Raw genomic sequence first — 11,968 nt, 5'->3', positions numbered from 1 at the left:
TGACTTCAATGCCGCGATACAGCATCATTTTCTCAATGTCCCGGTAGCTCAACGGAAAGGTGTAATACAGCCAAACGCAGTAGCTAATAATTTCACCAGGGAAGCGATGACGGGAGTACATGGGCAAGCAGTCGTTCTTAAAGTTGAACTAGTACGATTATTCTACGTTCCGGTTAACCTGACAATACGGGCGTGCTTGACTATGAGCATTTTTCAGAGTGTTGACAGTGTTGACTGAAATTCTAGAATCATTTGACCAACGTACTGAAGCTACATCTACTGCAAGTTGTTGCCAATGTTGACAGAAGTTCTAGAATTCAATGACGAACTTGTAATAAGCCATATTTCGCTGCTCTAGGATCATAAGACGTAATTTTTAGCGATCGCAAATGTAGATTCTAGGATCGATTGACCTACCATTTCCCAAACTCAACGGTGGGTTAGGATTGCAGCCAATGTTGACAAACTAAGAAGGGTTGCGCGATCGAGACTGTTGACAAGCCGAAAGCCGAATTCTGCTCGTGTTATACAGATCGGATTCTAGTATCTTCGACCGAGTGTGTTGAGTACATCGCTTTTGGTGACTTCACACTCACTCACTACTGGGCTATGGCAACAAAACATTTCGCGCTTGAAAGCGTGCGTGAGTGGACTGATGAGTTTCTCGCGCTTTTTCCACATCGTTACGATTATATTTGGGCAGAACTTCCTTGTGTTGGCGCAGAAGTCAACTGGCAAACTGAGTCTCGCCATCCTTTAGGAGATCGTCTCATTCGTCAGGGCGGATATCTCTATGGTGTTCGCTTCGGTGCAGAAACACAGTACTGTCTGATTGATATCGATGCTGGCAGCCCATACCATCCGAAACGTGACCCGTTCGCAATTGGTCGAATCGCTGCTGCATTAGAACCGCTTGGGTTAGTCGAATCCATCGTCTGCACATCTAGCTACAGCGGAGGATTACATCTCTATTTTCCATTTCCGCAAGCTCACAGTAGTTGGCAATTAGCGATTGCCGTCGCGACTCTGCTCGAAAACTCTGGCTTCAAGATCGTTCCCGGACAGCTCGAAACCTTTCCGAACCCTAAGCCTTATGTTGCGAACGGAACACCAAGCCTGTTCAATGCTCACCGCCTGCCGCTGCAAGTCGGGTCGTATTTGTTGAACGTGGAATTTCAGCCCATTTGGAGCACACAGCAGACTTTTGTTGAATATTGGCACTTTGCTCAACGCCGGAATTCACTTGACACTCAACTGCTCAAGCGAATTCTCAAGCAAGCAAAACGACGATTGTTTCGAGTCTCTGGTAAAGCGGAGAAGTTTATCAATGATCTGAATGCAGAAATCGAACTCGGTTGGACTGGCTGTGGTCAAACCAATCGCTTGTTGGGGCGCATTACGATGAGAGCGTACATTTTTCATCACGTTCTCTCCGGTGGTCAACCGTTAGTCGGAAGTGCTCTAGTTGAAGAGATTGTTGAAACCGCGAAGTCACTGCCGGGATATGAGGAGTTTTGCCGTCACCAGCATGAAATTGAACATCGAGCCGAAGAATGGGCAAGGTGCATTCAATCAAGTCACTATTTTCATTACGGGGATCAGAAAGGAAAGTTTAAGGCAAAGTCTGAAGAATTAGAAAGCGCGATCGATCAAGCTCCGTCTTGGAACCAACAACAATCAGAATCAGCACGAGATCGGATTAGAAGTGCGATCGCTGATCTCTTAGAAAAAGGAATTCTTCCCAGTCAATCAACACAAAGATTCAAAGCATTACTTCAATATCGAATCGGGGGAGGATCGTTGTATCGTCATCGAGATCTTTGGCATCCTCAATTTCTCATGAGCGATTCTCTAGGTAATCTACAGCAATTAGAGCCAGAGAAAAGCTCTCAGAATATTACAAGCTTATTACAGGGCGAAGGCAGTAATTCTGCTTCTAGCAATGATCCTAGCGATTCTGAACTTCAGGTTTGTGCGACTACAGGCGGTAATTCTTCTGTTAATGAAGGTTCTTGTCCTAACCCGGTAAGTAACAACATTGAGAATTCACTTGAAGCTCAAGCACAGCAAGAAGCGTGTGAAGAAGCAATCCAACTCGCGATCGAGCATCAGCTTCAATCCAGTTTGTCAAGTCAGACAGGAGCTGAGCAAATGCAGCGATATCTTAACTCTGGTGATCCCATTCTGATTGCCGAAGCGATGGCATGGAAACGAGTGGATGAACTGCGAACGCCTCAAGTGCAATCCTCCCCATTTGTTAGTCAATCGGAGCGCTCATTGTTATTAGCCGAGATCGAATTGCAAATTGCCCGATTAGGCTGGTCGGTTGAGCAAGTCGATTGGATTCTCTGGCAGCACTTCAGCGAAACCTGTCTCACGCTGCTGAGTGATTTAGAACTGCGACAGTGGCTCAATTGGCTCAGTCACACCGCTTCCACTGAGATGAATCGCAATTAGGAGAACTAGATGCTCACGCTGTCCCAATTTTCTTGTGTATTGGCTTCTGTGCTGATCGACTGCTCAATTACAACCGAAATGTCTTTTTGTTGCGTTGACAATTTACTCTCCTTGTTCAAAAGTGATGGCTAAGCGCCCTGACATCGATAAACTTCGGACTGCATTCGGACGACTCACTCTGGCGCAGGCAAAACAGCTTTATGCCGAATTGGGCGACATAGTACGATCGCTTGAGCAACAATCAGTGCATTCAGAAGCGGTTACTGCAAAAGGACGCGAAGTGATTGAAACACAGCGGAGCGACGATCCTAACGGTATCGGCGGAGCCGCGCGACTGTATCAGTTGGAGCTAGTTCGGTGTGGGAAAGCAGGATGTAAGTGTGCAGGAATCGATGGAGAGTTACATGGACCGTATTGGTATGCTTACTGGCGCGAGAATGGCAAGCTGAAGAGTCGGTATGTCGGCAAGCGATTTAGACAGATTTAGTGGAGATTCTGATTACCTAATCTCAACGCGATCGAGAAAATTCTTATGTAAAGTGCTTATTTCTTATGTACAAATTTACCATTGAAACTCATTTTTTGTACATAAGAATCAATCTGACTTACATAAGAAAACTTTCAATTGAAGTAAGAGGTGCGACAATTGAGGCAACACTCATTCTCTAACTCGACATGGCTGATGCGAAAGGGTTCGGTGTCAAATCCACCGCCAATCGGACAACGAATCAAGCAAGAAATCGTCAAACTTGGGAAGGAATGCCGCAGCTTGATCTTGAAACTCGCAGCCAGCTTTGGCAGGCAGGATTACTCGATCTCAAATTGCCGACTGGATTCAAGCCGCGATCGCTCACTCAGGACGAGAAATACTGGCTTGACCATGCTGCCGCTGTCGAATACATTCCGCCTGAACAACAGGGACAGCAGGCGATCTTTTACACCTCACCACCTCCAGCATTTGATCTAAGTGAAGCCGATTGGTATCTTCGTCCCAATGACTACTGGAATGCTGCTCCGATTCAGCTATCAGAGATGGTAATAAAGTTTCCGGCACAGTTATTTCAGCGGTCTGCTTCAGGTCAACCGCCTGCTTTTTATCCTGATCGCACTCCTGAATACACTCCTGAACAAGAAGCAATCATGCGATCGATCTTCCGCGAAACCGTCCGCCTTGGCTGGTCATTGCCTCAGTACAAATGGTTCGTGATGCACCACTTGCAAAAAACGACAGCACAAGTAACGTATAGCGAAGCCGTTCAGTTACTCACGAACTTGCAACAGATAGAGAACGAGAGCGATTGATTGTTGAGTTTTGTGGATCAAGAGTGGCAGCCAAAGAAGCACTACAATTGTCACCCTCAGAGGCAAGACGCTTGATTGTTAGCAAGCGTCTTCCTAATTCTTGTGCATATCGCATCAACTTCTGCATCACTCTGTTTACGCTTCGGTTAAGACAGCCTTATTGATTCTTATTGCCGCGACTACGATTGACATAAGCGCGATCGCTCGTCCCTTTGCTTTAAAACCAGTTCTATGTGGAAACGGTTTGCCCTAGACGCTGTCAAATGTGGCAAGATCGGCTACAGGTTGCTTGCGCTTGAGCATGGATACTGAGGAACTCGTTGGTAGCATTGAGACAATCGTCTTTACATCCGCCGAAACTGGATTTACGGTAGCGCGATTTCAAACAACGGCTGAGGAAACGGTGACGATCGTGGGTAACTTTGCTGCACTCAACCAGGGACAATCGCTCATTCTCAAGGGCACTTGGCGGACTCATCCCCGGTATGGTTCTCAGTTTCAAGTGGAGCAATATCGCGAAGACATTCCCAACACGATCGCAGGCATCGAGGTCTACTTAGGTAGCGGCATGATTCGCGGCATTGGTCCTGCGATGGCGAAACGGATTGTGGAGCGCTTCGGACTCGACACACTTACGATTCTCGATACAGAAATTGGGCGACTGATCGAAGTGAAAGGGATTGCTCAAGCGAAACTGTCGCAGATTCGCTCTGCCTGGATGGGACAGCGGCAGATTCATACCGTCATGATGTTTCTGCAAACTTACGGCATTGGGAAAAGTCAAGCAATTCGAGTGCTGAAGCACTATGGCGAAGACGCGATCTCGATTGTTTCCAACAATCCGTTTCAGCTTGCTGCCGAGATTCGCGGCATCGGGTTTCACTCGGCGGATGGCATTGCCACTCAATTAGGCATTGCCCCTGACTCTGAGTATCGCTACCGCAGCGCGATTCTGCACGGATTGCGAGAAGCCGGACGCGAAGGACATTGTTTTTTGCCGCATGCCGCGATTGTCGAACGAGCGGTGCGGCTCCTTGCCCGTCCCGACTATCGCCCACAGCCAGATTTAATCGAACAGCAGCTTGGATGGCTCGTTGCGGCTGAGGAATTACGAGTTGAAGAAAGCCGCAAGTATCCAGGGCGGTTGGGCTATTATCTACCTGCTTTCTACCGGGCAGAAACGGTGATTGCGTCCCGGCTCAAACTGCGGCTGGATCACTCTACGAGCGTGGACGGCGACTTTGTACAAACGTGGATGGAGCAGTATTGTGAAGCTTCAGATCTGCCATTATCGATCGAACAACGCGAAGCGGTGATACTGGCAGCATCAGAGCGAGTGGTGATTCTCACTGGAGGTCCAGGCGTGGGCAAATCTCACACAGTTCGTGCGATCGTCGAACTGTGGGAAGCGATGGGAAAGCGAGTTGCTCTAGCGTCTCCGACCGGACGAGCTGCACGAAGACTGTCGGAGTTGAGTGGGCGAGAAGCTTCCACGCTGCACCGAGTGCTTGAATACGAACCAAGAAGCGGCTACTTTGGGCGGGATGAAACGCGACCCATTCCTGCAGACTGTGTTGTCGTCGATGAGTTTTCGATGGCAGATTTGTTTTTAGCTCACGCACTAATTAAAGCTGTTTCCATTCAGTCTCAGCTCCTCATCGTTGGCGATGTCGATCAACTCCCCAGTGTGGGACCCGGAGCAGTCCTTCGAGAGTTGATTGCGTCAGAACAAGTGCCGGTGGTGCGGTTAACTCAAGTGTGGCGACAAGCTCAAAGTTCTGCAATTATTCGTCAGGCGCATGCCATCAACCGAGGTGAACTTTTGGAGATGGAGCGCCTTTCCGCATCGATACAATCGGACTGCATTTGGGTGCCGTCCCACTCTCCGCAGCACGGCATCGATTGTATTCGTCAGCTGATTTGTGCAACGCTTCCTCAACTCGGGTGGGATGCGTTTAACGATGTGCAGATTCTCTGTCCGATGATCAAAGGCGAAATTGGCACAAAAGCGATCAACACGATGATGCAAGACCTCTTGAATCCGTCAAAGTGTCAAATGCTAGAAGTGCAGTCTGAGGAACTGAAGTTTAGAGTGGGTGATCGTGTCATTCAGCTTGAGAATGACTATGAGCGCGAAGTGATGAACGGCGAATTAGGGGTGATTGAAGCTTATGATGCTGAAGCACAGGTGTTAGGTGTTCAGTTCGAGGACCATTGGGTGGACTATCACCGTAGCGAATGGGACCAGATGACATTGGCATACAGTATTACTGGACACAAGGCACAAGGCTCTGAATTCCCAGTGACGATCGTACCTTTGTTTATGCAAAACGCAGTGATGCTGAGTCGTCCGTGGCTTTATACAACGCTGACTCGCGCCAAGCACTTGGCGATTTTGGTGGGACAATCGCAAGCACTGCGTTATGCGGTCACTCAATGTCGTGATCAACGGCGGTATACACTCTTGAGTCAGCGGTTGCAGGAACACGCAGCGGTCACTGGGATGAGTGAGTCGTGAGAGTAGTGCCATTACTCTTCATCCTTGATGAAATAGCACTACCAGAAAGTGAGCCAGAAGATTGGTCCTGCACTTTCTGGTCGCTTCGTTCGGTGATCGACAAAAAGCCAAGATGAGCGCAAGCCCAAAACATTTTGTCCCGCTTGAGCATCAGCATAAATTACTTGCTTCTTGTCGGTGAACAGTTCGATCGACAAGAAATCTCGCTTGTATTCTTGTCTGTGTAAGCTCAGACCGACAAGAAACAGTGAGTGAACATCTACTTGCCGAACGGGAACGCCTGCTGGCTCTCATGACCCAAATCAGAAACTCCGGCGCTGTCGCTCCCGCAAATGTCTGGATCAGCCCCAACTTTCAGAACAAAGGCGGCAAAATCTATGAATATTACAAACTCACTAGCATCAACCCGGAAGTAAAGCATCAAGGCTTGGGGAAGATTGGCAGTGAAAAATATCGCGATTGGCTGGCGAGAATCCAGCGACGAAACTGGATCGTTGAACTCGAACAACAACTCTCGATGCTGCAAGCCTTAATTGATCGACAAGCCATGATCGTTTTAGATCTTCCTCAAGCCGAGTCTGATTAAGAATCAAGCTGAAAATAGTTATTCCTGTTGCCGTTCTGGATGAATGTAGCGGTAGTACGTTGACTGCGAGATTTTCAAGGTTCGGCACACATCTTCAACGGTTTGTGTGGGATCGGCTGCCAACGTCTGACCAATCCGAATTTGTTGCGGCGTTAGGGAGCGCTTGCGTCCTCCTTTTTTCCCTTTGGCTCTCGCACGCTTTAGACCAATTTGCGTCTTCTCGGTCACGACCTGCTGCTCGGAGTTGACTAACACTCGCAGTATCCGCAGCATTTCTACCGAATCGTAGCGCTGCGTGTCTAAATTCTCTTCCAAGCTTCTGAACGTGATCCCGCGATCGTGTAATTGGATAATCCACTCGAATAGCTGCTTGAGCGGCTTGCCAACTCGATTCAATCGCCACACCACGAGAACATCACCGGGACGGGCGTAAGCGATCGCTTCCTCGAGTCGGGGCTGTTTTGCTCCTGGCTCAGTGGTGATGTCCGTGAAAATGAGATCGCACCCTGCCTGATTCAGAGTGTTAGTTTGCGGGTCTAGCGTTTGGTCATCAGGCGAAATTCGTCTGTAGCCAATCAACATGCACCATGATTGTAATCTTCTTTAACATTCTTCCATAATAAAAATCGCTAACCGGAAAACTAGAATTATCATTTTGATAGTAGTTGTGAAACCCACCTTCAAAACTCTAGGAACTAGAAAGCGATTGAAATATTGATTCTCAAAAGCTCCCCTTTTTGAGAGACAGAAATACTAAAAAGAACGGCGAATTTCAATATAAAAATAATCTTAAGAAATTCACTGATTCAGAAATATAGCTCCTTAGTGATTGGTTTCATCAATCACAACTACGTAGAAGAGAATCACTTAGCTATATAGAAATTAAATTCAGTAGTATACGAGCTATCCATCGTTTTGCGTGATGGCAAGAATCTATAGTCAAGGAGTGAGAAGGCTTACGATATCAGGATTTTATCTTTCGATTTTGGTTCTCGCTCACTGCAAATTCTCATTCATATAGACGAATTCAAGCCGAAGAAGAATATAAATTCCCTGAACCGTAATCTCCCTATAGGATGTTCGTCAACGCTTTCTCAATGAACACAGTAGCGCTGTACTATTTCAACTTGTAAACTTTGTCGAGAGCTTGAACGATCCGCTTAAGATACTTTTGTCTCGAATTTCAGAAGACTTGCAAATTCGATCAGGGCAGCACACCAAGTTCATCTTCACTCTCATGCACGAAGTCTTGTTTGGTAACTTCGCGACAAAGCTTTAGTGTTTCTTTCATATCAGGAGTCAAAACGATGGCGTTTCCCTCGTTGCAGTCTCACTTGGCTCGGTTAGTGCACAGCGCAAATCCGCAGGAACCACTTCCATTGAGCCGAAAAACCCAACTCAGTCGATTCATTCCGTTCGTCACCTGTTTGGGTTTAACCGCTTTGCTCATCATCACTCACTTTCCAGTTTCCATTTGGTTTATGGTTGCTCTCGCAGCTTTAGTCGTTCGATTTGTTGAATGGGTTCCGCTTCTCACCTCACAGCCTTGGTTCCACGGCTGTGGAGGTTGGAGAGTGATAGGCGCGATCTTTGGTGCTTTGTGCTTTGCAGGTATTACGCTTAGCTCTGATCCTGCATCGGCTCAACTATTCAATTCTGCCGAACAGCAAGCTAACACCATCTTCGGACAATACATTGACGGCGGTATTATCACGTTCCTATTCGGTTTACTCAGAATTGTCGTTTGGGTGACTGCGGTGGGCTTTGTTCTATTTGCTGTTTACCAAGCGCAACGGGGTGAACAGTGGCAGCCTTTAATGCAAAACGCCTTTATTGTCGTCGCTGCCGTTGTGGTTGTAGAAGGACTCAGCGCCATGTTCTTCGGCGGTGGTACAGCGGCAAGGGGGTAAAGCGTTATGACTGAAGGTAATCAGCACTTTCGCCCTGTTAATCAGAGCTTAGGAAAGCAACCCAGCTTAGGTCCCATTCCAGCAGCGCTGTTAGCTCCTTCGCTGGTGATCCTAGTTGTTTCTTATTTTCTGGTTCGGGTTGTGCTTTCACTTGGATTTCTATGGTTTCTGCTGGTCAGCACCTGGGGATTGAGCACCTGGTGGCTTGTGGTTGGCGAAAGAACCTGGAGGTTTACAAATAAATTCGTTCCGCCTCCCGACTGGAATCGAGGCTATGTTCACTACACCAGTTGTTTAGAGCAAGAACATGACGAAGAAACGGGTCAGCACTAAGCACTATCATTTCAAGCCTTTTGAAAATGAATCTCACCTTGAATTCATCTGTAGTCTAGAACTGCGAGGTCGGAATGTTGGCGCGTATTTGCTCAAGAAAGGGCGCAAATACTCGTTCGTATTCGGTTTCCAAGTGGCAGGAATTCATACTCTACTAGCCACTGGTCAAGCAGAGAGTGTTCTTGCTCGATTGGAGGAAGGATTAAAAGGGCTACGTCCGGGAGATCGGCTCCGCATTCATCTCCGATCGTTTGCCAATGATGTCGATCGCCAACGAGAGCTAGAGCATCTCATCCACTCGACTGAAAGTTTAGAAACTCAGTTCCTGCTGCTTGCTCAACAAAGATCAACACGAGAATTAACCCTGCAAGGTGAACGACAACCGAAGCAAATTTATCTATTTGCGACCTACACGATCGAGCCAGGGAGAGGAACCAGTAAAGATCGCACTGAGAAACTACTCGCATGGCTTGTCGATCAATATGAAACGCTCAAAGGCATGAAGGAATCGAAGGAGAAAGCGCATTATCTGGAGCTTTTAACTCAAGCCTTCACCGATGGCTATTTGTATTGGGAACAACAAGTCAATACCCGTATGGGTCTGAATGGAGTTCCAATGACAGCAACTGATCTCTGGAATTATGTATGGGACGATTTCAACACCCGCAGAGCCATCCCTTTACCGCAGTGCCTGATTCTTCGAGAAACCGCAGGAACAGTTAGTCTGAGGGAAGAGATCCGAGAACCCTATCACGCGCTGAGTGTGTTAGTCCGAGGGGAGAATGGCAGACCAAGCCATCCCAAGGCAGATCGAGAGTGGGCATGGGTGAAAGGCAAATATGTGGGCGCGATCGCGCTAGAGTCAAAACCCCCTGGCTTTGCTTCACCCGAACACCAGCTTTACTATCTCTGGAAAGTGTTTTCACAGTTCCCTGACTGCGAATTTGTCTGTGAATTGGCGGCTGCTGATCGCATGATGACTCGAATCACTTTGCAACGGCTTACTAAGCAAAATTACACTGCGACTCATCGAGCTGCTGAACTCAAAAACGTCGATGTTCTTTCACAAATGCGAATGAAAAAGGGGGTGGAAGCTCAAGAGAAAATTTATGAAGGTGCAATGCCGATCTGGGTTTCAGTCGTCGCACTGATCTACCGGAATGATCCCCATACCCTTTTTGAAGCTTGCCAGAAGCTAACGAACGCCTTCCCGCAAGGTGACTTTATTCGAGAAACTGAGGTTGCCTGGTCGTTATGGCTGCGCTCCCTTCCAATTGTGGATGACTGGCTATTGGGTGACGATCGTAAGCAACTGTATCTCACGAACGAAGCACCCGGATTAATGCCGCTTGCTTGTACTAAGCCTGTCGATTCATGCGGCATAGAATTTATTACTCGTGAAGGCAATGCACCACTGCTAATTGACTTCATCACCAAGCACCGCGGCATCTTCATCATGGGAGAAACCCGCAGTGGTAAGTCAGTTTTAATGTCTGACATTTTTACTTGTGGAATCGCCAACGGAATGCACGTTATTTCGCTGGACTATCCCAAAGCCGATGGAACAACCACTTACACAGACCTAGTAAAGTTCTTCGGTGATCAAGGTGCTTACTTTGATATTGGGTCGGAAGCAAACAATCTGTTTCAAATCCCCGATGTCCGGCATCTTCCTGAGAAGCAGCAAGTTGAACGGCTCGATGACTACAAAGAGTTCTTGGTTAAAGCGCTGAACATCATGGTGATGGGAACCGAAACAGAGGGACAACTGGGCAAGCGAGTCCATACTGTTTTGTGGCAAGCAATCGCAGCATTCTTCAACGATTTACACATCCAAGAGCGGTACGCTGCCGCTTTTGAAGGAGGATTTGGAAGCGAAGCCTGGTTTGAGATGCCAACGCTCGTTGACTTCATCAAATTAGTGACGCATCTGGATCTAGAAATTGAATCTGGAATGATTTCTGAAGCAATCTCAACCATTCTGCTGGAGCTAAAAGGCTGGCTCACCAGTCGCGTTGGGAAAGCGATCTCTCAGCCCAGTACGATTCGCACTGATGCCAAATTCATTGTGTTTGCCCTGCGAAATGTCGGCGACAACATTGAAGCCGCAGTGTTAGCGTTATCAGCCCAGTCAATGGCATTTAGAAAAGCGTTAGAGGTAACGGATAGTATCCTTGCAATCGATGAAAGTCCAATTCTGTTTAAATACAACGGCATTGCTCAGATTATTGGGCAAGTCTGCGCCAATGGTGCAAAATCAGGAATTCGCCCAATTATTAGTGGACAAGACCCAGATACAATCGCAAATTCAGTGGCTGGATCGCAAATTCTTCAAAACCTCAACACTCGAATCATCGGCGCAATTCAGCCAAATTCGCTGGCTTCGTATCAACGCTTTTTCGGTTACGACCCCAATGTATTGATGCGAAACACGGATGAATCTTTCCGAACTGATCCAACGCGCCTTTGCTCTCATTGGCTGGTTGATGCTGATGCGCGATTAACTGAGTGTAGTCATCACCCGTCGCCAGAACTACTGGCAGCCGTTGCGAATAATCAGAAAGAACAACGGGCAAGGTATCGCGTATTGGGTCAGTATGACAACAAGTTTCACGGATACTCGGCTTTCTCTAAGCTTTATGCTGAGGCAGTTCGGGCAGGTCGATCAATGGATGCGATTGCGCCATCTTCCGAAAAAATCGTTCCAGAAAACATCTTGCAGGCGAAAGACATTCCGCTCTCTAACGCTGGTATTGTCAACTTAACCGGAGATGTTCAAAATTGAGCACAATTATCCCGCAATCGCTAGGTTCGCTCAATTTACGCAGCAGTTTGCAAGCAAGCGACTTCTCGCCAATCTTG

The 11,968-nt window shown here is 47.5% G+C and carries 9 protein-coding genes and 1 pseudogene; 8 read left to right on the top strand and 2 right to left on the bottom strand.

The window, feature by feature from the left end; genetic code table 11:
* Positions 1-121 (bottom strand): annotated as a pseudogene (locus NC980_RS25650) (IS6 family transposase); the annotation flags it as partial.
* A 488-nt stretch (positions 122-609) separates the two neighbouring features.
* On the opposite strand from NC980_RS25650, the gene NC980_RS25645 reads away from it, so the two are divergent.
* From NC980_RS25645 to NC980_RS25625, 5 genes are all read left to right on the top strand, one after another.
* A complete protein-coding gene (locus NC980_RS25645; RefSeq protein ID WP_190377182.1) occupies positions 610-2,457 on the top strand; it encodes a hypothetical protein in 1,848 nt (615 codons plus the stop codon).
* Between the two features lie 124 nt (positions 2,458-2,581).
* Positions 2,582-2,944, top strand: a complete 363-nt coding sequence (locus tag NC980_RS25640) for a DUF6788 family protein (RefSeq protein ID WP_190377181.1) — start codon at positions 2,582-2,584, stop codon at positions 2,942-2,944.
* Between the two features lie 188 nt (positions 2,945-3,132).
* Entirely contained in the window at positions 3,133-3,759 is a 627-nt protein-coding gene (locus tag NC980_RS25635; RefSeq protein ID WP_190377180.1) for a hypothetical protein, read from the top strand.
* Between the two features lie 301 nt (positions 3,760-4,060).
* Positions 4,061-6,277, top strand: a complete 2,217-nt coding sequence (locus NC980_RS25630; RefSeq protein ID WP_190377179.1) for an ATP-dependent RecD-like DNA helicase — start codon at positions 4,061-4,063, stop codon at positions 6,275-6,277.
* A gap of 292 nt (positions 6,278-6,569) precedes the next feature.
* Positions 6,570-6,863 carry a hypothetical protein gene (locus NC980_RS25625; RefSeq protein WP_348254084.1) on the top strand — a complete coding sequence of 98 codons (294 nt, stop codon included), beginning with the start codon at positions 6,570-6,572 and terminating at the stop codon, positions 6,861-6,863.
* Between the two features lie 18 nt (positions 6,864-6,881).
* Here the strand turns inward: NC980_RS25625 and NC980_RS25620 are convergent, their stop codons facing one another.
* On the bottom strand, positions 6,882-7,445 hold the full coding sequence (locus NC980_RS25620) for a recombinase family protein (RefSeq protein ID WP_190377177.1): 564 nt from the start codon (positions 7,443-7,445) through the stop codon (positions 6,882-6,884).
* A gap of 725 nt (positions 7,446-8,170) precedes the next feature.
* Here NC980_RS25620 and NC980_RS25615 point away from each other — a divergent pair.
* From NC980_RS25615 to NC980_RS25605, 3 genes are read left to right on the top strand one after another with little or no spacing between them, the layout of a single operon-like run.
* A complete protein-coding gene (locus NC980_RS25615; RefSeq protein WP_190377176.1) occupies positions 8,171-8,773 on the top strand; it encodes a hypothetical protein in 603 nt (200 codons plus the stop codon).
* A gap of 6 nt (positions 8,774-8,779) precedes the next feature.
* Positions 8,780-9,106: a hypothetical protein gene (locus NC980_RS25610; RefSeq protein ID WP_190377175.1), complete on the top strand. Its 327-nt coding sequence runs from the start codon at positions 8,780-8,782 to the stop codon at positions 9,104-9,106.
* The gene (locus NC980_RS25605) at positions 9,081-11,891 is read left to right on the top strand and encodes a hypothetical protein (RefSeq protein WP_190377174.1); all 2,811 of its coding nucleotides are present in this window, start codon (positions 9,081-9,083) and stop codon (positions 11,889-11,891) included. Before NC980_RS25610 ends, NC980_RS25605 begins: the two co-directional genes overlap by 26 nt.
* Positions 11,892-11,968: the final 77 nt, after the last annotated feature.

This window comes from Leptolyngbya sp. AS-A5 (assembly GCF_039962495.1).
In the GTDB taxonomy this organism is placed as follows: Bacteria; Cyanobacteriota; Cyanobacteriia; order Leptolyngbyales; family Leptolyngbyaceae; genus Leptolyngbya.
Note: the sequence above shows the minus strand (reverse complement) of the source record. Positions and strands in the feature narration are given on the sequence as shown.

Bases quoted from the DNA above. Each gene is read 5' to 3' on its own strand.
- NC980_RS25610 (WP_190377175.1), top strand. From the start codon at position 8,780: ATGACTGAAGGTAATCAGCACTTTCGCCCTGTTAATCAGAGCTTAGGA.
- NC980_RS25620 (WP_190377177.1), bottom strand. From the start codon at position 7,445: ATGTTGATTGGCTACAGACGAATTTCGCCTGATGACCAAACGCTAGAC.
- NC980_RS25625 (WP_348254084.1), top strand. From the start codon at position 6,570: ATGACCCAAATCAGAAACTCCGGCGCTGTCGCTCCCGCAAATGTCTGG.
- NC980_RS25635 (WP_190377180.1), top strand. From the start codon at position 3,133: ATGGCTGATGCGAAAGGGTTCGGTGTCAAATCCACCGCCAATCGGACA.
- NC980_RS25630 (WP_190377179.1), top strand. From the start codon at position 4,061: ATGGATACTGAGGAACTCGTTGGTAGCATTGAGACAATCGTCTTTACA.
- NC980_RS25640 (WP_190377181.1), top strand. From the start codon at position 2,582: ATGGCTAAGCGCCCTGACATCGATAAACTTCGGACTGCATTCGGACGA.
- NC980_RS25605 (WP_190377174.1), top strand. From the start codon at position 9,081: ATGACGAAGAAACGGGTCAGCACTAAGCACTATCATTTCAAGCCTTTT.
- NC980_RS25645 (WP_190377182.1), top strand. From the start codon at position 610: ATGGCAACAAAACATTTCGCGCTTGAAAGCGTGCGTGAGTGGACTGAT.
- NC980_RS25615 (WP_190377176.1), top strand. From the start codon at position 8,171: ATGGCGTTTCCCTCGTTGCAGTCTCACTTGGCTCGGTTAGTGCACAGC.